General features: G+C 40.2%; 22 protein-coding genes and 1 pseudogene. 5 read left to right on the forward strand and 18 right to left on the reverse strand.

What is annotated here, in order from left to right; translation table 11 throughout:
* Window positions 1–195: 195 nt before the first annotated feature.
* The 4 genes and pseudogenes from A923_RS0109915 to A923_RS0109925 form a co-directional block, all read right to left on the reverse strand.
* Complete coding sequence (locus tag A923_RS0109915; RefSeq protein ID WP_017221522.1) at window positions 196–669, reverse strand: pyrimidine dimer DNA glycosylase/endonuclease V; 474 nt, start codon at window positions 667–669, stop codon at window positions 196–198.
* Window positions 670–922: 253 nt separating this feature from the next.
* Window positions 923–1,136, reverse strand: a pseudogene (locus tag A923_RS22775) (aldehyde dehydrogenase family protein); the annotation flags it as partial.
* Between the two features lie 156 nt (window positions 1,137–1,292).
* A complete protein-coding gene (locus A923_RS0109920) occupies window positions 1,293–1,655 on the reverse strand; it encodes a nuclear transport factor 2 family protein (RefSeq protein ID WP_017221523.1) in 363 nt (120 codons plus the stop codon).
* Between the two features lie 69 nt (window positions 1,656–1,724).
* Window positions 1,725–2,606, reverse strand: coding sequence for a glutathione S-transferase C-terminal domain-containing protein (locus tag A923_RS0109925; RefSeq protein ID WP_017221524.1), 882 nt, complete (start codon window positions 2,604–2,606; stop codon window positions 1,725–1,727).
* Window positions 2,607–2,806: 200 nt separating this feature from the next.
* Here A923_RS0109925 and A923_RS0109930 point away from each other — a divergent pair, with 200 nt between their 5' ends.
* Window positions 2,807–3,700 (forward strand): LysR family transcriptional regulator, encoded by an 894-nt coding sequence (locus tag A923_RS0109930; protein ID WP_017221525.1) that lies wholly within the window; start codon window positions 2,807–2,809, stop codon window positions 3,698–3,700.
* A 15-nt stretch (window positions 3,701–3,715) separates the two neighbouring features.
* On the opposite strand, the gene A923_RS23230 is transcribed toward A923_RS0109930, so the two are convergent.
* The 4 genes from A923_RS23230 to exaC all read right to left on the reverse strand — a co-directional run bounded on the left by A923_RS23230 (window position 3,716) and on the right by exaC (window position 6,856).
* Window positions 3,716–4,033 carry an EamA family transporter gene (locus A923_RS23230; protein ID WP_237716200.1) on the reverse strand — a complete coding sequence of 106 codons (318 nt, stop codon included), beginning with the start codon at window positions 4,031–4,033 and terminating at the stop codon, window positions 3,716–3,718.
* Window positions 4,021–4,467, reverse strand: coding sequence for an EamA family transporter (locus A923_RS23235; protein ID WP_237716201.1), 447 nt, complete (start codon window positions 4,465–4,467; stop codon window positions 4,021–4,023). Before A923_RS23235 ends, A923_RS23230 begins: the two co-directional genes overlap by 13 nt.
* The gene (locus A923_RS23240) at window positions 4,425–4,628 is read right to left on the reverse strand and encodes a hypothetical protein (protein WP_237716206.1); all 204 of its coding nucleotides are present in this window, start codon (window positions 4,626–4,628) and stop codon (window positions 4,425–4,427) included. Before A923_RS23240 ends, A923_RS23235 begins: the two co-directional genes overlap by 43 nt.
* Window positions 4,629–5,335: 707 nt before the next feature.
* On the reverse strand, window positions 5,336–6,856 hold the full coding sequence (gene exaC / locus A923_RS0109940) for an acetaldehyde dehydrogenase ExaC (RefSeq protein ID WP_017221526.1): 1,521 nt from the start codon (window positions 6,854–6,856) through the stop codon (window positions 5,336–5,338).
* A gap of 118 nt (window positions 6,857–6,974) precedes the next feature.
* Between exaC and A923_RS0109945 the strand changes: the two genes are divergently transcribed.
* Window positions 6,975–7,904: an AraC family transcriptional regulator gene (locus tag A923_RS0109945; protein ID WP_017221527.1), complete on the forward strand. Its 930-nt coding sequence runs from the start codon at window positions 6,975–6,977 to the stop codon at window positions 7,902–7,904.
* 62 nt (window positions 7,905–7,966) lie between these two features.
* Here A923_RS0109945 and merF read toward each other — a convergent pair whose 3' ends face one another.
* The 9 genes from merF to norR all read right to left on the reverse strand — a co-directional run bounded on the left by merF (window position 7,967) and on the right by norR (window position 19,561).
* Window positions 7,967–8,188, reverse strand: a complete 222-nt coding sequence (merF, locus tag A923_RS0109950; RefSeq protein ID WP_017221528.1) for a mercury resistance system transport protein MerF — start codon at window positions 8,186–8,188, stop codon at window positions 7,967–7,969.
* A 226-nt stretch (window positions 8,189–8,414) separates the two neighbouring features.
* The gene (hchA, locus tag A923_RS0109955; RefSeq protein ID WP_017221529.1) at window positions 8,415–9,287 is read right to left on the reverse strand and encodes a glyoxalase III HchA; all 873 of its coding nucleotides are present in this window, start codon (window positions 9,285–9,287) and stop codon (window positions 8,415–8,417) included.
* Window positions 9,288–9,418: 131 nt separating this feature from the next.
* The gene (locus A923_RS0109960; RefSeq protein ID WP_237716202.1) at window positions 9,419–9,961 is read right to left on the reverse strand and encodes a GNAT family N-acetyltransferase; all 543 of its coding nucleotides are present in this window, start codon (window positions 9,959–9,961) and stop codon (window positions 9,419–9,421) included.
* A gap of 31 nt (window positions 9,962–9,992) precedes the next feature.
* Complete coding sequence (locus A923_RS0109965; protein ID WP_017221531.1) at window positions 9,993–11,207, reverse strand: MerR family transcriptional regulator; 1,215 nt, start codon at window positions 11,205–11,207, stop codon at window positions 9,993–9,995.
* A gap of 164 nt (window positions 11,208–11,371) precedes the next feature.
* The gene (locus A923_RS0109970; protein ID WP_017221532.1) at window positions 11,372–11,812 is read right to left on the reverse strand and encodes a universal stress protein; all 441 of its coding nucleotides are present in this window, start codon (window positions 11,810–11,812) and stop codon (window positions 11,372–11,374) included.
* Window positions 11,813–12,042: 230 nt separating this feature from the next.
* Window positions 12,043–13,929 (reverse strand): methyl-accepting chemotaxis protein, encoded by a 1,887-nt coding sequence (locus A923_RS0109975; RefSeq protein ID WP_017221533.1) that lies wholly within the window; start codon window positions 13,927–13,929, stop codon window positions 12,043–12,045.
* A 510-nt stretch (window positions 13,930–14,439) separates the two neighbouring features.
* Entirely contained in the window at window positions 14,440–15,855 is a 1,416-nt protein-coding gene (locus A923_RS22210) for an FAD-binding oxidoreductase (protein ID WP_017221534.1), read from the reverse strand.
* A 272-nt stretch (window positions 15,856–16,127) separates the two neighbouring features.
* On the reverse strand, window positions 16,128–17,792 hold the full coding sequence (gene hcp / locus A923_RS0109985) for a hydroxylamine reductase (RefSeq protein ID WP_017221535.1): 1,665 nt from the start codon (window positions 17,790–17,792) through the stop codon (window positions 16,128–16,130).
* Window positions 17,793–17,980: 188 nt separating this feature from the next.
* Window positions 17,981–19,561: a nitric oxide reductase transcriptional regulator NorR gene (gene norR / locus A923_RS0109990; RefSeq protein ID WP_017221536.1), complete on the reverse strand. Its 1,581-nt coding sequence runs from the start codon at window positions 19,559–19,561 to the stop codon at window positions 17,981–17,983.
* Window positions 19,562–20,102: 541 nt separating this feature from the next.
* Here norR and A923_RS0109995 point away from each other — a divergent pair.
* The 3 genes from A923_RS0109995 to A923_RS0110005 all read left to right on the forward strand — a co-directional run bounded on the left by A923_RS0109995 (window position 20,103) and on the right by A923_RS0110005 (window position 21,971).
* Window positions 20,103–20,678, forward strand: a complete 576-nt coding sequence (locus tag A923_RS0109995) for a phosphoribosyltransferase family protein (protein WP_017221537.1) — start codon at window positions 20,103–20,105, stop codon at window positions 20,676–20,678.
* On the forward strand, window positions 20,679–21,287 hold the full coding sequence (locus tag A923_RS0110000; protein ID WP_017221538.1) for an HAD family hydrolase: 609 nt from the start codon (window positions 20,679–20,681) through the stop codon (window positions 21,285–21,287).
* 144 nt (window positions 21,288–21,431) lie between these two features.
* Window positions 21,432–21,971, forward strand: a complete 540-nt coding sequence (locus tag A923_RS0110005) for a DUF6942 family protein (protein WP_017221539.1) — start codon at window positions 21,432–21,434, stop codon at window positions 21,969–21,971.
* 16 nt (window positions 21,972–21,987) lie between these two features.
* Here the strand turns inward: A923_RS0110005 and A923_RS0110010 are convergent, their stop codons facing one another.
* On the reverse strand, window positions 21,988–24,036 hold the full coding sequence (locus tag A923_RS0110010; protein WP_051039741.1) for a hypothetical protein: 2,049 nt from the start codon (window positions 24,034–24,036) through the stop codon (window positions 21,988–21,990).
* Window positions 24,037–24,115 lie beyond the last annotated feature (79 nt).

Genomic DNA, 24,115 nt, shown 5'->3' on the forward strand with positions numbered 1-24,115 from the left:
GCCAGTATATTGCTTTTTACAAGTCTCTTTTTCTCACTCAGCAACTTAACGTCAAAGCTAACTTTACCCAACCCACTGCCATGAAACTCTATCGTATTGTGATTTATCCAATTCTTTGGACGTCTTGGAATAACTCACTTAAACTCACCATTTTTTAGTAAATGCAGCGGCTTCCATTAATGCCTTATTCGGCGCTTATAACCCTTCGATAAACCAATTTGGCGCCACACGTTTAGTCCACTTTGCAAATTTGGATTTATCCCCGATATAGAAATTTCTGTAGGCACTGACGGCATCGCTATCAACTTTATACTTGTCTGGCATCGCTTGAGGAAACGCGGTTAGACCAATGGCCGGAAATGAATAGTGACTAATTTCATTTAGCGCTGCTATTGATTTGTGATCTACTTCTTTATTGTATCGATATTTATATTCTTTATTGAGTGCCAACGTTAATTGTTTAAGCCACAAAAAATTGTCATAAGACTCTTCAACCCATAATACAGAAGGGTGATTTGAATGGGTCGACTTGTAAGGAGTTACGAAGCCTTTTTTATTTAATGCAGTACAGAGTAGTTGTACACTTTCTAAAATCATTTTCACCACATGTTGATCACAGTGGTATTGTGCACATTTTTGAATGTCAGTATCTAAAATGAAAATATTCATTAACGCCTCATCTTTTAGCAATGGGTTAATCGGACTTACAAATTTTCAATTTTATTGAAGAACATTTGTAAGTCAGCAACAGGTATAACCATCGACGTCTGCCATACCGTGATATCTAAGTACGTTAGTTTTCCCTACCGACTCATCATTCTTAATGAATCTATACGAACGAATATCGAAAAAGGATCAATGTAACTTTAAGGAAAGGGAGAGTTTTAATAAAAGTCTTACTCTGTTCTGGGGTTGGTTTTGCTCACTTGATACACTTATATGAAGAGGTTAAGTGATAATGGCTAACAAGTAGGTTTTTAATCTGTTGGTAATTCTCTAGTGCTACTTATGGGTTTCGTGCCAACACCGGATCTCTTATAACCATCAAATGCTGCGTTGGGAGGGTACATGTGGTAACAGTTTGTCCATACACGGCCTGCTTGGATCTTACGGCCGATACGATAAGCGACGTTTAATCAAATTAGTCGTCGCTTAAATATACTAGTTTAAGTTGGCATCATTGCTAATTGCTAAATTGCTAAATTGCTAAATTGCTAAATAGCTGACAAGCAAAAAGCATGTTGCGTCTGCCACATGGCTTTCGATCTGATAACAAATAGCGTCGCTATTATTCAAAGTCCCGAAATATCGGCGTAAACAAAATACTCGGTAATTTTCCCATCAATAAGGGTTAATTGGGTGGAAAAATATGCACTGTGCCCAGTGCCATCATGGCGAATATAATCTACCATGCCACTGCATAGGATATCTTTGTCTACGGACCATATCTTGTCGATGCTATGCTTCATAGAGTCTATGCTACCGAAGAATTTTTTATTAGCGTCCAGTGCCGTGCGCTTATCGGTAATGGTATCGAAATTACCGATGCGAAAATTTACATGCTCGGCAAGGATAGACTCTAAGTAGTTCAAATCTTTCTTATCTACGGCCTTGTATAGGGATGTTATCAACTGATTTACTTGTAGCTTATTCATATTTCCACCTTGTTTTCGTTGTTGTTATTGTGTTGCAGTGTATTGTCATTAGTTTTTAACCCGCGGGTTTCACCAAGATATTTCAGGGCCCGCGGGAACAATACCTGTTGGATTTATGTGCTTATGAGAAAAGTAATAATGAAGTTTCATATAATCGATATCGATGGTATCTCTGATACTTGAAATACTAACTAAATCGAGCATATAGTTATAAAGATGTTCAAACGATTTGAGCCGTTTCTTATTCGCCTTAAAATGTACTTCGTAGACAGTCTCAAAACGTACTAGCGTCGGGATTAAGAACAAATCAGACAACGTGATTTTATTCCCGTGCAAATATCGTGTTTTTTTAATACGAGTATTTAGTTTCTCTAAAGCTTCAAATAGCACTTCGCTGGCTGCGTCATAGCTTGTTTGATCGGTCGCAAAACCGACGTGATAAACTTTACGATTAACATGTTGATGCAACCAATTATTTAGCGATGTGATTTCATTTTTTAAATGCTCTGGAACCAGTTCAATTTGATTGCTGGCTAATGGCAACCATTTAGTCGCTAAATCCATTGCCATTGATGATGAATCATTACTTATTATACGATTTAGCTTTTTATCCCAGAGCACTGGCACCGAGACGCTTCCTGAATAGGTCGGCATTGTTTTTTGGTATAACGCAACCAAACTTGGCTCTGCATTGACTTTATTTGGGTGTTCTTTATCAAATAACCAGCCGCCGACGTCGCGTTTTGCTGCAACCGAAGATACTGAAATAGCGTGTTGCAAGCCAAGGTAATTAATCACCAAATCACAACGATGTGCAAACGGACATGCGTAGGAAATGTATAAATGGTATCGGCTCAGCTCAGGAACCGCAGAAAGATTAAAACTATCTTCTTTCAGTAATTCGTGCAGCGCTTTGTTGGGATACCATACGCCTTTATCTAAAACTGCCATGTGATACTCCTGTTTTTACAAAAGGTAAAAATACTGCTATTCATTTGAGTGAGATATAAATAGTAATATCGTAATTTACTACTCTGGGGTTTTGTCGCTAACGAGTTATGAATATAACTATTTTTTTTTAGTGGATAAACACCAGGCCAGTGATATCATAGTTTACTGGTAGTGTACAATTGGAAGGTTTTGAATTATAAATGGATAAGTTAAGAGCTATTACTGTCTTTCGCCGTGTTATTGAACTCGGTAGTTTTAAGGCTGCAGCCGAAGACATGGGGTTGTCTAAAGCCGCGATCAGTAAAAACATCAATGAACTTGAAGACTATCTAAAAAGTCCGTTGATAAACCGCACGACTAGAAAAATGCATATTACCGAAAATGGACAAGTCTACTACAATCATGTTTGCACTATACTCGATGAGTTATCCAACGCTGATTTATCGATAATGGAATCACCTCATCAGCTCAGAGGATTGATCAAAGTCAGCATGCCGATGTCAATGGGGCTATTGCAATTAAATCCTGTTGTCTGTGAGTTTATGCTGCTTCACCCTGAGATATCTGTTGAGGTTATCATGAGTGATCAATATGTCGATTTGGTTGGAGAGGGAATAGACGTTGCAATTCGAGGTGGTGGCGAATTAAAGAACTCGAGTCTTAAATCACGAAAAATTATGGATATAAAACGTGTTCTCTGTGCTTCTCCTCGTTATCTTGAGAAGGCCGAAGTATTAACATCTCCCGATGATCTCTGTGTTCAAAATTGCTTGATCTATAACTTATCATCGTCACCTCGACATTGGGTATTTCGAAAAAAAAATGAAATTAAAGCTATCGATCTTGAATCTGGCTCATATGTTGTTAATAATAGTTTAGCGCTAAAGCAAGCGACTTTGGCTGGTCTCGGGATCACGCTTACACCAGAGCTGTTCGTTAAGAAAGAGCTCGCATCAGGTGAGTTAATTAAGCTGTTACCATCGTGGGAAGCGGATAAACACGCACTTTATGCGGTTTATCCTTATCACAAAGAGCAATCACAAAAAGTACGTACGTTTATTGATTTTCTTATTGAATATTTTTCTAAAAATTAGCTTTCCTAACCATACTTAAGCACCTAACTTTTTAAACCTATTTTGTAATTGTAATAATACCGTTGCCGAAATCGAAAGGATCATACCTGGGAGCACAATGCTGGGTATGGTCTTCCCTTCAAACATCCACATAAGTATTGCGACGAAGAGGGGGCTTAAGTAGATATAAGCCATTACTTTCGTTGGGCCAAGTACCACCGTCGTTTTTTGAATGATAAATGTGGATATAAGCGTGGTAAATATTGCGAGGTATCCCATGTGAAACAGTAAATTGTCATCCAATAAATGCCATTCAAGTGGTTTGTTAAACAGCAGCAGCGCTACAACATCCAAAAAGCACCCCCTAATAATGTACAGAATACCGACACCAGCATCTCATCACCTCGGTAGAGCAACTTCATCGAAATTGAAAAACAAACCATCGATATACAGCCAGCCATAAAGAGAGCGTCACCACTATTCAAAGAGAGCGCCAAAAGTGCATGAATATCACCACCAAAGATCACCCAACAAGTACCGGCTATACCTAACAGATAAACAAAAAGCATTTTTGTAGATATTCTTTCGTTAAAAATAAACCAACTGAATATTGCAGTGATAAATGGCACTAACGTATATAAAGTACCTGTATTTAAAGCTGTTGTGCTATTTAGGGCTTCAAACATGCAAATGAAAAAAATAGCATAAAATAGGCTCATAACCAGACTTCTAGGTAGCGCCTTAGCTATCCCATTCCTATATTTTTTATTGAAAAGAATGAGTGGCATGAGTAAACCAGCAGCAATAACAAACCAGCAGCAATAACAAACCTTAATAAGGTCAAAGAAAAAGGGTTGATAATCCCAGATAACTTTGCAGATGATACAAAGGAACCTGCAACAAGTAGGGTAACTAATAGTGTTAAAAAGTGGTATTTAAAAAACTTCATCGTCCGTCGTCCTTATTCAATAATAAATATGCTACTGATATAAAACTTAAGATTTGGTATTAACCTAAGTTCATTATTGATAAAGGTAACCGACTTAATTTAGTGGATAAACATCACCTCAGTGATATGATAATTCACCCACAGTAAACTCAATACTGTTATTGGTTATAAAATAGTAATAAAAGTCTGAACATCTACTCCTTTTATTCATTTAAATAATTGCATTAAAAATTTTCATATGCAGTTTAATTAGACATAATATTCCCCCTTAACAAAGATAGGGCATATTAAGACAGTCCAGACTGAGTGAATTGATATTCGGAATACATAGTTGCGGCGCTCTGTGCCCAAGAGGCTGCTCAGATAGTGAATATTTAAGCTGTTGCGATGCTCGCTAAGGACCCGTTTTCACCTTAGCATTATAGCGAACCTAGTTTAGGACTCCAATTGCGTTCATAATAGGGGCCGCGTAATCATTTATGATATGACAAACAACTCCCATTCCTCACATAAGAAAATGTATGGCAAATCGATATGAGCATATTGTGAGTGATTTGCAGCTCTAAATTGATTTGGGCATGGATGAGTTATAAAGTACACAACAGCAGGGTCAGAATCAGAATTGAGCAACCTAACGATAATAAGATAACCGTTAAGTTGCTAATTGAATAAACTAGAATAGAAGGCTAATTAAAATAGAAGGTTAATTAAAAGAAACCAAGCGGGTTAACGTCATAGCTAACCAGTAAGTTTTTAGTTTGTTGGTAATGCTCTAACGCCACTTTATGAGTTTCGCGACCTACACCGGATTTCTTATAACCACCAAATGCTGCGTGGGCAGGGTACATGTGGTAACAGTTTGTCCATACACGACCAGCTTGGATTTTACGTCCCATACGATACGCCACATTCATGTCGCGACTCCAAACACCCGCCCCTAAACCAAATTCAGAATCATTGGCTATCTCTAATGCTTCGGCTTCAGTTTTGAAGGTGGTTACTGCGATCACTGGGCCAAAAATCTCTTCTTGGAAGATACGCATTTTATTGGTGCCTTTAAACAGGGTCGGCTGGATATAGAAACCATTTTCATGATCGGTATGCACTTCTTCTATCTCGCCACCAATAAGCAGTTCAGCGCCTTCTTCTTTACCAATCTCGATGTACTTTAAGATCTTCTCAAATTGCTCTTTTGACGCTTGCGCGCCAACCATGGTTTCGGTATCCAATGGATTACCACGTTTGATCTGTTGGGTACGTTCGATGATCTTAGCCATAAACTGTTCATAGATATCTTCATGTACTAACAAGCGCGATGGACAAGTACAGACTTCACCCTGATTGAAATACGCTAATACCACGCCTTCGATACATTTACTCAGATAAGCATCTTCATGGTTCATAATATCGGGGAAGAAGATGTTTGGCGATTTACCACCGAGTTCGACGGTTGATGGAATGATGTTTTCCGCCGCGCATTTTAGAATATGCGAACCAACAGGTGTTGAACCAGTAAAGGCGATCTTAGCAATACGTGTGCTGCTAGCCAGTGCTTGGCCTGCTTCAGCGCCGTAACCGTTGACGATATTCAGTACACCAGCTGGTAGTAAGTCTTCAATTAATTCCATCAATACCAAGATAGATGCGGGTGTTTGTTCAGCAGGTTTTAAGATCACGCAGTTACCAGCAGCCAATGCTGGTGCTAGTTTCCATGCCGCCATTAAAATAGGGAAGTTCCATGGAATTATTTGGCCAACAACACCGAGTGGTTCATGAAAATGATATGAGACAGTATTCTCATCGAGATCGCCAATACTACCTTCTTGAGCGCGTAAACAACCTGCGAAGTAACGGAAATGGTCAACCGCTAAAGGAATGTCAGCGGCCAATGTTTCACGAATGGCTTTACCATTATCCCACGTTTCGGCGATGGCTAGTTTAGTCAGGTTTTGTTCTAAACGATCGGCGATTTTAAGTAGGGTATTAGAGCGAACAGTTACTGAGGCTGAACCCCAAGCATCTTTGGCTTTATGTGCTGCGTCCAATGCAAGTTCGATATCTAAGTAGTTTGAACGTGGAATTTGACAGATGACTTCGCCATTGATTGGGCTGATGTTGTCAAAGTAACAGCCGTTTTGAGGCTCCACCCATTGACCGCCAATGAAGTTTTGGTAGCGAGGCTTAAAATTTATAAGTGCATCTTTGGTTCCAGGTGCTGCATAGATCATAACTCTTTCCTTTAGTTATTGTTTTTTGCGAGAGAGTGAAGTTATCATGACGGTGTGTCATAAACTGCGCTGGGAGTTCGCAAAAATTGACTGTCAGTCCATAACAAGGAAGTGTGTGATGCAGATAGTGCCTAATAGAGGATCCAACCTCGATCCAGAATTTAAGCCAGAAGTCATGGTAGAAAACCAAACCAGCTATGACGGCCCCGAGTCTCAGTTAAGTATTTATGATACTTTTCAACAAGCTAAGCGGGTGGAGTTGAAGTCAGAAAACCCGTTGTTTTGTGCCATGATCAGCGGTAAAAAGGTCATGCACAGTCAGGACTCGAATTATGACAGTGACTTTGTACCCCATGAATCTTTTGTATTAGCGCCAAGTCAAAGCGTTGAAATTGATTTTCCTATTGCCAGTTTAGCTGCGCCAACTCGTTGTCTTGCGATTGAAATATCCACCGACCGTATCGCGAAGATAGCTGATAACCTTAATGCCCAAGCTGAAAAGCACAGTGAATTTGGCCCTGTGCAATATCAACAACAGTTACTACATACTCATCATAATTCGCAGACGCAGGCACTATTGCAACGTATGACCGAGTTGTATGTGGATGACGATCCTGATCGTAGTTACATGATTAATTTAGCGGTATCGGAATTGACGGTACGTTTGTTACGCCAGCAAAGTCGTGATTTTATGATGTCGTTTTGCCAACAAGAGCCAGACCACAGTGGGTTAACCATGGCGGTTGAGTTTATTCAGCAGCACTTAAACGAGAGTATTGAGATAGACCAGTTGTGCCGTATTGCATGTATGTGCAGAACCAAATTCTTCAATCAGTTTAAAGCTAATTTTGGTTGTACGCCGTTGGCTTTTCAGCAGCAACAACGCTTAAAGAAAGCAGCGGAATTGATTAAGACGGGGATGCAGATAACTCAAGTTAGTTTTGAACTCGGGTTTATCAGTAGCAGTCATTTTAGTCGTATCTTCAAACGCTTTTATGGACTAAGCCCAAAGACGTATCAACATCGTCATAAGAGTGTTTTGAATTAATTGCTGCTTACTAGAATCGCATTCATTTATGCATTTATTTTTCCATTCTTTGGGCTTATATGTCAGCAATCAGATTTATCTTTTTTCTTACTTTTAAATAATGCGTAAACCGTCAACCCAATAAAAAAAACGAGTGCAGGCAGTAGGACGTAATCTAAATAACCAAGTAGTCCAGAAAGACCCACAAGCCCCAAAGCGATAACTAGAATTGGAGTAAAACAGCACAGTGCAAAAATCACAGTACCTGTAATGCCCCATTTTAGTAGTGGACGTTCTTTATTCATATTAAACCTACTTTGTTAAGTATGAGGTTAGTCCGTATTAGTTAGTAAAATAAGTATAAACCCAGTATCTAAATACGGTGTCAAATATGTGATCGGTTTTTGTGGTAAAAGGCTTTCTAAGATTGGACAAGTAGAATTAGTTTTGTTGGATCTACATTGAGTTTATTCACAGCATTTAAATGAGATAGGTATCGACTACACGACACCTATTTTAGTTATGATGTGTTTATTTAGAAACGCTAGAAAGCAGTGCTTCGGCAGCCATTACACCAAACATATTCGCCGCATCAGGGCTATCACCAGTGATAAGCTTTCTGTCTTGATGGCAGGTACCATCCGCTTTCTTATTGACGATCTCTAGCCCCATGTCTCGGAGTTTTTCACCAAAGTACCACGGCATTGCACCGGGTAAATAACCAAACAGTGGCGTCATTTTATCTAAGCTATCAGGAAATGCTGCGATCTTGTAGCCGCGGTAAACAAAGGTGTTTTTATCATCACCAAGACCTGCTGCTAACAGTGCTGCTGGGCCATGACAGATAGACAGCATATATTTGTCTTGTGCATGAACCCATTGAATCACCTGACCTAGGTCTTTATTTTCTGGCAATCCAAGCATAGCACCGTGACCACCTGGTATATAAACCGCAATATAGGGTGACTCATCATTCATTGAATTTGTCACAAAATCACTTAGCGAATGAGGGTTCTCAAAGTTAGCTTTATGTTTTTGATAAAGCGCTTTTACCGCGTCATCTTCTTGTGGCATTGCCCACATTTCAATTTCTGCTGGCTTACCTGTCGGTGTATAAACATCAATTTCAAAACCAGCTTGTTCCAAATGCAGCATCGGAACTAGCATCTCGACGGGGTGATTACCGGTGAAAAATCGTTTACCATTTTTCATCGTCATATTGTTTTCTTCACAGCAAACCATGAGTACTTTAGGCTGACTGCCTTTATAAGGATTTGCATATACCTTATGGTCATAATTAGTCTTACTTTTTGTCGCTAATTTCAACGCGACGGGAGAAGGACTAAACGAACCATCACTTTCCATTTTAGGGGCTATTCCGAACAACTTTCTAATATCAAACATACTTAATCCCTCTCGTTTATTTGCTGCAATCCGTGCTGATGCCATTTGTGCACATCACGATTGTTCTACGACATCTTGGACAACGTAAATCATACTGTATGTCATTATCACAAACAGTCGCAAATTTGTCGCTAACTAAAAGCGGCATGATAAGTGACTTCGCCCACAGGTATTGCTTTGTCTGCGGTCGCCTTGTCTGTCGTCGTGCAGTCATCATCACATAATGACTTAATCATAAAGTATTCAGGCGGCACGCCTTCAAGCGTTAAGTTTGCATGGGTTTCGAAACCAAAGCGACCGTAATACTCAGGTTCACCCAGTAAGACGACACCAGCTGCATGTTGGGACTTTATTGCTGTTAAACTAACTTCGATAAGTTGGCGACCAATCCCTTCACCTTGGCGCTCTGGGGCAACGGCTACTGGTCCAAGTCCATACCAATTAGTTGTAACGCCATTAATCGCGACAGGAGAGAGGGCGATATGGCAAATAATGCCTGTGTCATCTTCAGCCACCAAAGATACCGTCAATACGCCAGCATCACGTAACTTATTAATAATAAGATGCTCGGTCGGCTTTGCGCCGGGAGAATGGTGTGGGTGATTCTCAAAGGCACGATAAGTTAAGGTTTCTATTGCGTTATGATCTGCTGTTGTTTCTGTTCTGATTGTCATATTAATAGTCATTGTTATTCTCATTTTCACTTTAATTTCTAAGTTTAAGTACAAACATTTGATAGCCATATTGGCCTAAATACTGTCTGTGAATTGTTAACTCTTTTTGTAAATCTGCAAAAGCAAGGGATACAAAAACATGGTCTTCTAACTGAGCAACCTTTTGCTGTAAAGGCTGCAAGTAGTTGTCCCAAGATGCTTGGCTCAAGGTATAACTATCAACCACCTGATAACCAGCGTCTTCTATCATTTGTTGTCGACTGGCAACGCTGGCCATGTCAGGATAAGCGTCTAGCCAGAATTGCTGAACCTCATCATCGGGTGAATCCGTTAACCAGACTAAATCACTAACCACTAAATACCCGTCTTGTTTAATAAAGGGTTTCCAGCTTTCCAATGCCTGCTTAACCCCCATGATATAAGCGCTGCCTTCAGACCAGATAACGTCAAATTGTTGATCTGAAAAAGGCATATCAGTCATGCTGGCACAAATCAGTTCTATTTGTTGTAGTGACGGTGGTCGTGCGGGTTCTAGTGACGATGATTTATTAAGGGATAGCTGCTGTCCTAAATGTTCTTTTAAGCAACTCAGATTATATTCATCATTATCTAACCCAGTAATAGCAAATTGGGTATGTTTAGCGAGGGCGATTGTCGTGACGCCTTTACCGCAACCAATTTCCAATAGTTCACCCGTTTTAACTGGAATGCTACTCAATGCCTTTATTGCATCACCTGTAGAGCTTGGACCGAGTCTGTCTAATCCATCAAAGATGAACTCAAATTCACGCATATACTGCTCATGATTATTCATATCTTTTGATAACCACTTTAACCTTAACGCTTGTTTTTCACTGAATCCCTGCGTCATTAACCAATCTAAGTGGGCTGATGGCGCGTGTTTATCTGTCGCTTGGTGCCAATCTCGCATTGAACTCATGCCTAACATGGACGAAAGCAGTTCTCTCGACTTCTGCTTTTGGGCAATATCTTCATCCAATGTCTGTAGTCGCTGCAGTAATTGCTCACGATTAATTTTGGCTTCAAGGCATGCTTGGCATTCTTTAAGTGACAATCCACCGGCCTGTAATTGTTGCAAGAGCTTAACGCGCTGGAGATCGAACTCGGAATAGCTTCGGTAGCCATTCGCTTGTCGTTTCGATGAAATTAACCCGAGCTTTTCGTAATAAAGCAAAGTCGTACGGCTTAAGTTAACTTTTTGCGCTAATTCAGAAATTTTATACATTCGATTCTCCCTCGTTGATAGCTAGACTATAAACTATGAAGCCTTAGACAGGTCAAGGGGCATTTTTAAATAATGAGAAATTAATAGAAGAGAGCAACGGCGGGGGGAGGAGTTAGCCTTCAACTATCGCAGTTGAAGGCCTGAATGAAGTTTAGCTATTATTTTTAAAGATAAACAATTAGTAAATCGGTGTCGACGGCGTTAGCAATTTTTCGTATTGAAGATAATAACCGACTCCATAAATCATGGTGGTGTCCACACACTAATAGATCAGCTTCTAATTGATGGATAGCTATTGTTAATTCCACGTCCAACTCACCCATTAAAACCAACCTATTTTCAACGGGGTAGTCAAGCTGTTCAGCTAATGCGTTGAGCTCTGTTTGGTATTGTTCCTGTTCTTTTTCGTCTGGGTCTGTATCTTCGATGTCATGCGACGCTAACCACGGAATGCCGCCAGGAGCCGACACTTTCAAATGATGCGCACTAACATAAATAAGCGAAAGCTTAGCATTAGTCTCTCTTGCTAATGCGGTCGCTTTACCCATCACTATTTCACTGGGGTTAGTTAAATCGACAGCAACTAATATATGTTTATAATTCATTGAGTTTATCCTCTACGATGTATCTTATTAAGATTAGCAGAGTTAATCTGGTTCAGTATATTAGCCTCATTGTTGAAGTCTTTACACTTACATGAACCGCAAACACCCGCCATCACCCCATTAACTATAACATGCGTCATGGTCAGCTGTATGATGCGAATACGCGACAGCTGAATTTATTCAGCCAGGATTTTCACACCTAGCTGAGGGTCTATTCATTCAACATATAACTACTGTAACTTGAATTTACCAACAACGGATTTCAACTGGCTATTCGCAGCAGCGAGGTTGATGGTTTCGCTCGCAGTCGCTTCGCCACTTGCAGATAGCTCGCCTACTATTTCACGGATAGAAGCCATGTTACGGGTTATTTCACCAGCAACAGAACTTTGCTCTTCAGCGGCGGTCGCAATCTGTGCATTCAAATCATTGATCTGCGTAACCGATAGTGCGATAGCATCAAGATCTTTTGCTACTAGTGTTGTGCTTTCGGCTGTTTTTTTGCAAGTTAATTTTGTAGATTCCATCGCCGTTATTGTGGTCTTTGAACCATTCTGTAGCTTACTAAGCGTCTGCTCAATTTCAGCTGTACTAACTTGAGTTCTTGATGCTAATGCTCTGACCTCATCGGCCACGACAGCAAAACCTCTCCCTTGCTCTCCGGCGCGTGCAGCTTCGATGGCGGCGTTTAACGCGAGCAGATTGGTTTGATCCGCGATATCACCTATAACCTTTAGTACACTCGTGATATCAACCGTATCTTTTCCTATTTCGGCAATGCTGTTCGATGTACGCTCAACATCTTCAACAAGTTGCGATACCGTTGTTGCCGCATTGGTCACGATATTCCTTGAATCTGAAACTTGCAAGTTTGCACTGTGGGTGAATTGAGACGCTTCTGCGGCGTTATTAGCTACATCTCCAGCTGTGGCACTCATCTCTTCGACCGCTGCAACGATTTGGTCTGTTTCTATCGAATGCGCATTTAACACCTCATTGTTTGCATCCGTTTGCCTCTTAAGCTGTTCAACGCTACCTGAAATATGATCGGAACTTTGCGAAACTTCCAGCATCAATGTTTGTAAGTTGGCGATGAAGGCGTTAATTCCGCCTGAAATCTGACCCAAATCATCATCACTCGTTATGGGAAGTCGGCGTGTAAGGTCGCCATTACCCTGAGATAAGTCTACTACGACTTCTTTAAGAGTAAGGATTGGGCGATAAATGACATTTAATATTGTAAAACCAAGCAAAATCCCGATAGTAAGCATGATAAATGAGGCCACAATAGCGTTGGTTAGTGCTTCGTCTACAGCGGCATAAGCAACAGATTTGTCAACGCCAATAAAAAGATACCATTTTTGCCCTTTGGTTAGATCTATACTCTTGGTGAAAGATAATTTTTCGACACCATTGAGTTCATAATTAAAATAACTTTCATCTTGAGAGAATATTGCCTGCTGTACATCTCCCATACCAACATCCGCAAAATGAGTCCCAATTGTCATCACTTTCGAGTTAGAAGCGATTACCTTACCTGAATCATCTAAAATCAAAGTCACCGCGCCGGGAAATTGGATGTCGTTAACGACTTCACCCAAGATATCCAGCTCTATATCACCCAAAATAACCCCATCGCTAACACTTTTTGATATTGATATAACAGGTTTCCCTGTAGAAGCGGCATTATAGACATCTGTTAGAACGAGACCATTTGTCGCCTTAGCCTTTTGATACCATTCGCGAGTTCTAGGGTCGTATTCGCTCGGATTTCTGGGACCTAAAGAAGCAAATGACCTACCATCATCAAGACCGTAAACAACCATACTTAATCCACTCATATCCTCACTTAAAGCTGCTAATTCAACATAACTGTCGCCGCTTATTCCTGCTTGGTAATGGGCCGTTAACGAGTCGATAACCTGCATTTTATCTTGAAACCAACTTTCAATTTTGTAGGCTTCATTGTTAACGAGAGATGCTGACATTTCATCAACGTTCTGAATTGTTGTTTCTTTTAAAGTGATGTAAGAGAGCCAGTTAGATGCCATTAAGCATAGTGTAATTAACGCTGCTACCGAGGTTATGATTGTGGTTTTGAATCCTAGGGATTTCATTTACAGTGGCCTTGAAGTTATAAAATGATTAGGAGTGTTTGTCCTGTAAACACGGAGATAAACGCCCCTGGAATCTATTTCAGTTGGCGCAGCTAGATTCTATGTGATATTTAAAACTTTTGGTAGATTAAGTACTCAATTATGGGTACTTGGGCATAGTTGTAGATATAAGTCGGAGTGAAAAATATTAAACAGATACGCTCATAACCGGTTGTAATAATGAAAATTAATCCTATTACACGAATGGGTAAATGTGTGGGAATCGATATGAAGATACACTGAGTGAGTAGCTGCGTTAAGCGACTTCGGGGAGAAAGGGCTTCGCGTTATTGATCTAAGAGAGAACTAGCCATACATTAGTTGAGTGTAAAGAGGGATTGAGGAATAGCTCGAAAAATAAAATCGAGCTACCGATAAAGCCTGCCACTTCACGATACCTCGATGCTTATTGACCCTGTAAATTGGTCCTGTAAATAATGGTGTATTATGTTATTTCACTCATTAGCTTTACTAGCTGAGTGCGACAGTCACATCACCCTCAACTGTACTTGAACAGGCTAATACAAACCCTTGTTCAATTTCTGCAGCGGTAAGCGTTTCACTGCTGGTGGACTTTACTTCACCGCTCGTGACTTTACATTTACACGAGCCGCACACACCTGCACGACAAGCGCCGATAATCGGCACACCATTATTCTCTAGTAACTCTAATAGTGATGAACCTTGTGCAACTTCTTTCTCTACAGCAAAGTCGGGTACGTACAACATCACACTGGCTGTTGATGCACCTGACGTGATGTTATCTTGCTGCTTGTTGTCTGCTGCTGGCGTAAAGCTTTCTTGGAAGAAATTCGCCATGTCAAAATCACTTTCTTGAGCGATATTCTCTACTGCTTTCATAAAGCCAACAGGACCACATAAGAAGATAGTGCGATCTTGTAAATCTGGATATAACTGTTGAATAACGTCTTTACTCACCATGCCTGTTTGATGTGCTAGCGCGTTACTGTTGTTTTCACGACTGAAAGTAGCAAAACCATCACTGTTTTCCAGTAATAATTGCACTTTGAAATTGCGGTGTTGAGCGATTAACGTCTGCATTTCAGCATGGAAGATAACGTTGTCTTTGTCTCTGGCGCAATGTAAGAATTCAATGTCAGCGTCGCTATCTTGTGCTAATAATGTTTTGGCAATCGACATGACTGGGGTGATACCACAACCTGCGCTAACCAAAAGTAGTTTTGCTTTGTGTTGGCAATCGCTGCTATTGAATTGGCCGGCAATGTTCAATGCCGATAAGTTATCGCCGATAGCTAAGTTATCCGCTAACCAGTTCGATACTAAACCGTCAGGGACACGCTTAATGGTTAAACGTAATTGTTTTTGCTGTGGCACAGAGCTAATTGAATACGCGCGATAATGGGTTTTACCGTCGATTTCTACCGTTAATGTCACGAATTGACCCGGTTTAAAATCAAATAAGGTTTGGTCTGCTGCCGCAAAGGTAAAGCTCATCGAGTCATGCGTTTCTAGTTCACGCTTTACCAATACTAATGACGTTGTAGTCGGTGACCAAGTTGTTGCTGTTACATTTTTTATCACAACAGGTTTTACAGCTGTTTCACCAAGTGAAAAACTCAGCTTTGGTGTTGCTAGTTTTGAAGAACCCGACGACTTATTACCACCAAGAGCAAAGTTAAGCTTAGGGGGCGTTAGCTTAGAAGTAGCTGATTTAGCTGTGCTTTTTGAATTGTTGTTATCAGAACCACCAAGAGAGAAATTTAACTTGGGAGCTTGTAGTTTACTGCTTACAGGCGCAGGTTTTTCTTTGCTCGTCGTTGATTGCCCTAAGCCAGCGCTATTTAATTTTAGGGGCTTAAGTGCTGGTGGCGAAATAGTTGAAGACGGCGTATTTGAAGAAGACATTATTGCACCTATCGCAGTGATAATTTAGGAATAATTTTTTTTTAAAAAAGCTGTTATTAAAATCATCGCGCTGATTAAAACGCAGATTGAATAAGTAACAGCTATTGTATTTCTAAGATGAATGCAGATTGAAACCATGAGCATTGATTAAAGTAAGTCGACTGTTGTTGGCATGGATGCCAACCTCAAGCCCCCATGGATGGGTTTACGGCGTGTCGAACGTCTTTAACCAATGCGGCATATCGGAATATGACCGCATTGTTCAGCGAGTGCTATTTACCAGACAACATAGTCACTAAGTCAGTTTCAGCGTCACCAACACTGCGCATATCAAAGTTATCTTGTAGCGCTTTAATCAAGTTGTCAGTTAAGAACGCAGGAGCAGTAGGACCGGTATAAATACCTTTGATACCTAAAGCGAATAAGGTTAATAACACCACAATTGCTTTTTGCTCGAACCAAGATAAAACAATGCTTAGCGGTAATTCATTCACACCACAATCAAACTCTTCAGCCAGTGCTAACACTAATTGAATTGCAGAATAAGTATCGTTACATTGGCCAACATCTAATAGACGCGGGATACCATTGATATCGCCAAACTCTTTCTTATTGAAACGGTATTTACCACAAGCCAGCGTTAGTACTACTGAATCTTTAGGTGTATTCACAGCGATGTCAGTGAAGTAGCTACGCTCTTCTTTATCACCGTCACAACCACCGATTAGGAAGAAGTGCTTGATGTTACCGGCTTTAACTTCTTTGATAACTGCAGGAGCAGCTTCCATTAGCGCGTTACGACCAAAACCAACAGTGATCATGTGTTCGATTTCTGTGTGCGCGATACCGTCTTGCGCTAATGCACATTCGATAACTTGCGTGAAATCATCACCTTCAATATGCACAACACCAGGCCAACCCACGATGCTACGTGTGAATAGACGGTCTGCGTATTGACCTACGTTTGGATTGATTAGACAGTTAGATGTCATCACAATTGCGCCAGGGAAGTTAGCAAATTCTTTTTGCTGATTCTGCCAAGCGCTACCGAAGTTACCAACTAAGTGTGGGTATTTGTTTAGTTCAGGGTAGCCGTGAGCTGGTAACATTTCACCATTGGTGTAAACGTTGATGCCTTTGCCTTCGGTTTGTTGCAGTATTTTTTCTAAATCATGTAAATCATGACCAGAAACAAGAATACATTTACCAGCAACTGGTTTCACGTTTACTTGTGTTGGTTGTGGGTGACCAAACGTATTCGTTTCACCACGGTCTAGAATTTCCATGATGCGGTAGTTTAATAAACCAATTTGCATTGATGTTTCAAGTAGCGCATTCGCATCTGTCGGTTCAGTACCTAAGAATGCCATGATTTGATGGTATTCAGCGCAGATAGACTCTTCACTTTGACCAAGAACATGGGCATGTTCCATGTATGCTGCAGCGCCTTTAAGGCCGTAAAGACATAATAAACGTAGACCAATGATGTCTTCGTGTAATTCTTCATGACCACGGTTAACCGCTGCTTCAGGTGCGAAGTTCATGATTTCTTCAGCTGTGCTTGGTAATACAAACTGCGCTGCTGGAGATAATGCAGGTAATGTGTCGCCAGCTGCTGCAGCGGCTGCCATTACTTGTGTGCTTAATTGGATCTTGTAACGCTCAGCAATTTCAGTGTATTCAGTGATACGTTCTGGAACAAAGTTGACGTTAGTTAATGTAGAGAAGAATGCACGTGGTGCCCAAGCATCAATTTCAGCATCGATGATGTCGTATTTACGTGCTAGTTCGGCCCAGAAAGACACACCTTGAAGATTAAATACTAGTATGTCTTGTAGGTCTGAAACATCAGCCGTTTTACCACACATACCTTGAGTATAAGAACAGCCTTTAGCTGTAGGTGTTTGAACCGTTTGCTCACATTGAATACAGAACATTTGAAACTCCATTATAATTATATGATTGATATCGAATTAACGATGATCTCATAATCTACATTGCAGTTAATGTGCCAACTTTTATGTTGTTGATATTTAACGGTATTGTGTTTTTGCTATATTATACTTGATGTAATAACTACAACCTTTATGATGTAATTATCACATCGGAAATGCGTTAATGTTGTTTAAACCAATTCTGCAGCGCGTAATTTTTTAGGCTCAATACCGAGTTTTTTGCCCATCTTGTATAAATTACCGCGATCCATCTGTAAAAACTCTGCTGCTTGCGCCCACACGAAGTTAGATTGCTGCAGGGCATGGGAAATAAGCTTGGTTTGATAGCTTTCTACTGCCCCACGTAGCTCAAATGAAGTCGTGGGTAAATCATCAGCCTCTGTATTCGAGTCGCTTTCTGCTGAATAGGTGTAAGTGTGGCTCACTTCATCGGATAAGTGTTGCTGTAAGATCAAACTGTGCTGTGCTTGAATTGCACGGAGTCCGGCACGCATCAAAGTATGTTCTAATTCTCGTACGTTACCAGGCCAGCTGTAATGATTAAGTGCGGTTAATGCTTGTGGGTGCAATTGCAACTTAGCTACATTGAATTGACTGCGTACACGATCGAGTATGTGCCCTGATAATACCGCTATATCACCTTGGCGATGGCGTAGTGGTGGAACCTTAATTGGAAACACATTTAACCTATGGTATAGATCACTTCGAAAACGTCCCGCAGCGACTTCTTCGGTTAACTCGCGGTTAGTTGCCGCGATAATGCGGACATTGATCATTAAGTTCTTATCTGCGCCAACACGTTGTACTTCGCCTTGTTGGATCACTCGCAGTAGTTTAGCTTGCATTAACAGCGGTAACTCACCGATTTCATCTAAGAAAATAGTCCCGCCATCTGCTAACTCAAATTTACCCGCGCGATTACTGGTAGCGCCGGTAAATGCCCCTTTGATATGACCAAACAATTCACTCTCAGCAAGGCTTTCTGGTAACGCGGCGCAGTTTACGTAAATCATCGGTTTGGTTGCGCGTGAGGATTGTGAATGTACCGCGTGGGCAACTAGCTCTTTACCTGTACCGGTTTCACCACTGATTAACACGGCGTAATCAGAATAAGCCACCATGTTGATGTTGTTGCGCAGGGTTTGTATTTCAGGACTAATACCAACCAATTCACCGCCTTTATTACGGGCCTCTTGGATCAGTACTTGATTCATATTCTGTTGTTGCTGGTGGCTTTTTTGCAATGCTTCAACTTGATTAACGTTTCTTATTGTTGCCGCCGCTAATGCTGCAAAAGTGGCTACAGTAATATCATCAATACGCTTGAAAGCCCCGACCTGCATAGCGTCAAGGGTAATGAGGCCGACTAAATGGTCCTCCACATATAAGCTACAACCCATGCAATCATGCACATCAATCGAGCGGTTCGGATCATCTTTTAATAACCCATCAAAAGGGTCTGGCAAGGTCGAACTCGCTGGGAATCGAACGGGCTCGCGACTGGCTAGAATCGCGCGTAGGCGAGGGTGCTGCATTGGATCAAATTTTTGTCCTAATACTTCATCAGTCAAGCCATTTACGGCAGCGGCAGACAATAGACCTGAATCATCAAGAATAAACAAGGCACTGGCATCGCAAGGTAACACAGACTGTAGCGACTGCATTAAACGCTGGTAATGATGCCCTGACGGCAAGTTTAAATTGAGATCGAGTGCAATTTGTAACATCGCTTGGTCGAGAGTTGTTTGCATGCATAAGCCTTAATATCGAGAGTGATGTGATTTTTACATCGTGAGATAAGGCTGTAAATGACTGTCTGCTGAAACGGCTGTATAACAGCGATTTTATTGATCTGGATTAATTTTATAAAGGAATTAGTCATTCATAAACACTTGTTCGCCATGCTGACAATGACAGCTGATTGTTGCTCCTTTCGAGGGGGCGTTACAGTCTTGTTGTGACCAAATTAAGCACATGGTGAGTCATCGTATTTAACGAAAACGTTATTTTATAATAAATTATTTAGATATTTAAATAATTGTTTTAATTCTATTTTGCGCTCATCTTTCAGCACGAAACACTCCATTATTAATAGTTAGTCTATAGTTATGCTGCAGGTGAGTTAGTGCAAATATCATGGCATTAAATATAAGTGACGGCCTGTATATATTATGATGAATAAGCGCGCCTTGATTTTGTTTAGTACCTATATTTTTTAATATTTAACTTTCCCAACATAATTATTATTAAGTGATTTAAAACCTTTATTTAGATATTCGTAGAGAGGTATAAATGAAAGTATTAACATTAATAGGTGATGATTTTGTACAAAAGTGTGACAATTTAGCGAGTTTAGCATTGCGGGATTTCCGCCCTGACGTGGTGATAGGCATTGCGACTGGTGGCAAGTATGTCGTCGAGGCTAAAAGTTCATTTACGAATTTTAATCAATTAATTGTCAAAAGACAAAGACCGGCAACAAAGAAAAAAGAAAAGTTGAAAATCCTCAATATGTTAAAATATTTACCTAAGTTTTCATTAGATTCTTTAAGAAGCCTTGAAGTCTATTATCAAGAGAGAAAATTTAAAAATAACGAAGTGAAAAGGTGCGCTTCGGATGTGAAACTTATTTCTGGTGATGCTTCTTGTTTAAAAAAACCAGGTTGTAAAGTGCTCATTGTAGATGATGCTGTCGATAGCGGAAATACGATGTTAGACGTGTTTGACTTCATTTCAAATATCAATGATAGCTGTGATGTAAAGACTGCTGTATTAACGACAACCTTTACCAATCCGATTCATAATGCGGATTTCACGCTTTATTCCAAAATATTATTAAGATGTCCATGGGCTTTGGATGCAAGATAAATGGTATCAATTTATGATCTTGACCTAACATTAATCAGAGTTAATTCTTTTAAACACTGGGTAATATTTACACTTATTTTGTTACCTTTTAATTTGTTTACTTTCCTACCTATTTTAAGATTGTATTATCATCGATGTACTGGTCTTGTAGGTAGGTTCGAATTTAAAAAAAGATTAACAATAATTCAATCGGAAAGTAAATACTGGAGTATCGCTGGATTTATTTTTTCCAGGTATTTATGCTTATTTATCAATAAACAAGTATTAAAGCATTTAGAACAACCTGGCATAAATATAATTGCGTCTGCTGCGCCTGAAATCTATGGAAAATGCTTACCCTTCCTTGATCAGTTTGACCATGTTTTATTTTCGAGTTTATCTGATGGGCATTATATAGAACTTCTCGGTGACGCTAAAAAGGTCGCAGTGGTTAACGAAATGGAAGATAATAACATTGAATTCAGTTTGTTACGATTTTATACTGACAGCTTAGAGGACTTACCTTTGGCTAGAATTGTGAATGAATTATATGTTATCTATACCGAGGATACTGTTTTCGAATCGTTCCAAAATGAATTAGCTGATATCAAAGTCACTCTATTGAAATAATTCTCGATGCAGGATCATAGGCTCGATACCTTATACCATGAGTCATTAATGTTTCTGCTTTTACTTGAACTGAAGTATGTTTTAAGTTGCTAATAGCTATGTATAATACGCCTCTGTTTAATAATATATAGGCGTAGTGACATAATGACAAACATAGGCCTTGGCTGTTCTAAATTTACCTTTGCAGTATATCTAGCAAATACGCCGAATATGTTGGAATACCAAGACATAAGCAACGTTAATTCACTCGTCAGTGGTGAAGTGAATGCTATCGGTCAAGCCTGTGGTAATGGCTGGCGTAAAGTATTTAACGTCTATGCAAAACTCTTGTATGCCTTAAACCCTACCGATTTTGACTTTGCACAACGTGCACCGACTTGGCAGCAGTACCGTGATAGTTATTTACTGCAAACGGGTAGTGCAACTGCCTTGTTATTTAGCCCGCCAGTACTTAATGCCAATACCCAAACTATTCATATTATATGCGGACGTACTTATGCAAAGGCGTTACTTTCATCAGGTAAGCTAGAGGCTAACCTGGTGTGGATAGACGATGAATTTGCAATTGATGTCAAAAACCGTTTAGTTGTGTGCCCGTATTTTGATTACCGACAGTTATCCAATATTAAAATTGAACGTCTGTCGGTGATGCTGAGTGGACTCGTGCTGGATTTAAGTAATTAATCGCTGCCAGTTGATGTTATAGCATTTTAGATATGCTAATGCGTTGGCCGCGATAATCCCCCGTTATAATAACCTCTTTTACGCCTTCTATATTAGTGGCACTTGTTGGTCGCCACTGCAGGTCAATATCACTAAATTGTTGGCTAATCACATCCTCTTCGCCAATATCTCGCAGTAGTTCTGCAAGCGTCATATCCGTTAATGAAGCACCGGACTTTGTTGACCAATTTTGTAGCAAGTCTTTAGATAACATCTGCTTGGCTACTTTGATTGGTGTACCGGTCAAATTATCAAATTGAATATAATCAATCGCACCCGCACGGCTAATAATGATGCGATTACTCAGCATGCTCATTCCGTACACGTTACGCTGGGTATAAGCTTGCGAGTAGATGATGGATTTTGTTTCATTATCAATAAGGTACAAGTTTTTATTTGTTAACGCAGCACTATATTTACCAGTGGGGTCGGAAGTGAGTTTAAGCACATTTTCAGCTAATGCTAATGTTGCGATTGATGAACCTTGCGCAATATCAATCCAACGGAGGGTATTAGTTTGATCACTGACAATCAGCTGTTTATCATTATTGACGAATGCGGCTTTATCTATGTCATTTTTTATGATTTCACTTTGTAATTTCAAGGTTTGAGCATTAATCACAACCGCTGGAGTACCAGCATTTTGCAGCACGAATAATGATTTTTGTTGCTTACTTAATATGAGTACTGGCTGAGTTGAGGATAGATCATAACTATTACCAGTGGGCTTTAAAGTACCGCTAACTAACTGTTTTAATTCAGCACTTTGTCCATAATAACCTTTGCTAAATACGGCCGTCACTGTGTCGTGATTCTGCGAGACGATTAAGGTATTAATATGGTTGTTTTTACAGGCCGCAGATGAAACCGGCAATACCGGCACTACTACTGGAGGTGTTGTACCACCAGATGCACTGCTGTAGGTACTAATTTGCGGTGCAGAAGACAGGGGAGAAACTTGACTATTTTTGCCTAATTCGGTTAAGAAAATACCGTTGTTACCAGCACTATTGCAGGTAGAACTCATGGTGTTATCGCCATAGATCGTTGGCTGATAAATCAAATAAGCATTTTTATTATGGTCGCCTTGAGCGGCTGATAAAATGGCTGATGCCGGTTGGGTTGTGCCGCCGCCATTGCAGTCATCACCGAAAAGGGAACCGTAATCATCATCACAATCATCCCCGTCATGGTCATCATCATCGTCGTCGTCGTCGTCATCATGGTCATCGTACGTACTTATCACTGGCGATGTTTGCGTCGTCGTTGCAGGAGTGAAGGTGTTACTTAATCCTGTGGCGGTATCAACTTGTAGTAATTTGTCGCCAGAGGTAAGCGCAAGTAACATGCCGGTATTTTCATTCATCGTGATTGCACGACCACTGAATAGCGTGCGCATCGGATATGAACCAGGAATTAAATAGCGCTTATTTAAGTTCACATAGGTATTATCTAAATCTGCTTGTTGCAAGCTTCCAGTTATATCAAAATTACCGCTACTTACCATTTTATCTACAGCAGCCGAGATTTTTAACGCTTTAGAATCCCCCTCTAATGACAATGCATGGGCAAAAGAAGCGAGTAATAGATTAGTCGCTTCTTTTGGTCCATGCTCGGTATTTAGCTTATGAAAATCAAGATTATATTGATCCCCAAATAGCTGTTGTAAATGCGCTTGTGCTTGCGCAACACTACCGGAAACTTGTGGGTTAAATAACACTTCATTTTGAATCAATGTCGTAAACGGACTCACTACATTGGCACTTGCTGGTGCGGTAAGTAAATATGCCACATTATCGATGACGAATGGAGCTGTGTTATCAGCCGCAACACTCCATAAGCTTGACACCTTTTGTTCTTGAGCTCCGCAAGCATAATTACGATCTGCATCGACACAAATTGATAATTTACTGTAGTCATAGAGATCTGATTTTGTATTACTGCTTTCTTCGCCGCCACAGCTAATCACGAGACTACATCCCGCTAGAATAACCGCTATTTTAGATAGTTTAAATTTTCCATTCATATAGATAACACTTTGTTGATTGAAGTTTTATACCGGTTACCTTTTGGAAACCAGTCATTTTAATGTAAATAAAGATGAT

The organism is Moritella dasanensis ArB 0140 (genome assembly GCF_000276805.1).
In the GTDB taxonomy this organism is placed as follows: Bacteria; Pseudomonadota; Gammaproteobacteria; order Enterobacterales; family Moritellaceae; genus Moritella; species Moritella dasanensis.

What these genes read in the sequence shown, in the direction of transcription:
- A923_RS0109915 (WP_017221522.1), bottom strand. Translation starts at nt 669, where the DNA reads ATGAATATTTTCATTTTAGATACTGACATTCAAAAATGTGCACAATAC.
- A923_RS0109920 (WP_017221523.1), bottom strand. Translation starts at nt 1,655, where the DNA reads ATGAATAAGCTACAAGTAAATCAGTTGATAACATCCCTATACAAGGCC.
- A923_RS0109925 (WP_017221524.1), bottom strand. Translation starts at nt 2,606, where the DNA reads ATGGCAGTTTTAGATAAAGGCGTATGGTATCCCAACAAAGCGCTGCAC.
- A923_RS0109930 (WP_017221525.1), top strand. Translation starts at nt 2,807, where the DNA reads ATGGATAAGTTAAGAGCTATTACTGTCTTTCGCCGTGTTATTGAACTC.
- A923_RS23235 (WP_237716201.1), bottom strand. Translation starts at nt 4,467, where the DNA reads ATGCCACTCATTCTTTTCAATAAAAAATATAGGAATGGGATAGCTAAG.
- A923_RS23240 (WP_237716206.1), bottom strand. Translation starts at nt 4,628, where the DNA reads ATGAAGTTTTTTAAATACCACTTTTTAACACTATTAGTTACCCTACTT.
- exaC (WP_017221526.1), bottom strand. Translation starts at nt 6,856, where the DNA reads ATGATCTATGCAGCACCTGGAACCAAAGATGCACTTATAAATTTTAAG.
- A923_RS0109945 (WP_017221527.1), top strand. Translation starts at nt 6,975, where the DNA reads ATGCAGATAGTGCCTAATAGAGGATCCAACCTCGATCCAGAATTTAAG.
- merF (WP_017221528.1), bottom strand. Translation starts at nt 8,188, where the DNA reads ATGAATAAAGAACGTCCACTACTAAAATGGGGCATTACAGGTACTGTG.
- hchA (WP_017221529.1), bottom strand. Translation starts at nt 9,287, where the DNA reads ATGTTTGATATTAGAAAGTTGTTCGGAATAGCCCCTAAAATGGAAAGT.
- A923_RS0109960 (WP_237716202.1), bottom strand. Translation starts at nt 9,961, where the DNA reads ATGACAATCAGAACAGAAACAACAGCAGATCATAACGCAATAGAAACC.
- A923_RS0109965 (WP_017221531.1), bottom strand. Translation starts at nt 11,207, where the DNA reads ATGTATAAAATTTCTGAATTAGCGCAAAAAGTTAACTTAAGCCGTACG.
- A923_RS0109970 (WP_017221532.1), bottom strand. Translation starts at nt 11,812, where the DNA reads ATGAATTATAAACATATATTAGTTGCTGTCGATTTAACTAACCCCAGT.
- A923_RS0109975 (WP_017221533.1), bottom strand. Translation starts at nt 13,929, where the DNA reads ATGAAATCCCTAGGATTCAAAACCACAATCATAACCTCGGTAGCAGCG.
- A923_RS22210 (WP_017221534.1), bottom strand. Translation starts at nt 15,855, where the DNA reads ATGTCTTCTTCAAATACGCCGTCTTCAACTATTTCGCCACCAGCACTT.
- hcp (WP_017221535.1), bottom strand. Translation starts at nt 17,792, where the DNA reads ATGTTCTGTATTCAATGTGAGCAAACGGTTCAAACACCTACAGCTAAA.
- norR (WP_017221536.1), bottom strand. Translation starts at nt 19,561, where the DNA reads ATGCAAACAACTCTCGACCAAGCGATGTTACAAATTGCACTCGATCTC.
- A923_RS0109995 (WP_017221537.1), top strand. Translation starts at nt 20,103, where the DNA reads ATGAAAGTATTAACATTAATAGGTGATGATTTTGTACAAAAGTGTGAC.
- A923_RS0110000 (WP_017221538.1), top strand. Translation starts at nt 20,679, where the DNA reads ATGGTATCAATTTATGATCTTGACCTAACATTAATCAGAGTTAATTCT.
- A923_RS0110005 (WP_017221539.1), top strand. Translation starts at nt 21,432, where the DNA reads ATGACAAACATAGGCCTTGGCTGTTCTAAATTTACCTTTGCAGTATAT.
- A923_RS0110010 (WP_051039741.1), bottom strand. Translation starts at nt 24,036, where the DNA reads ATGAATGGAAAATTTAAACTATCTAAAATAGCGGTTATTCTAGCGGGA.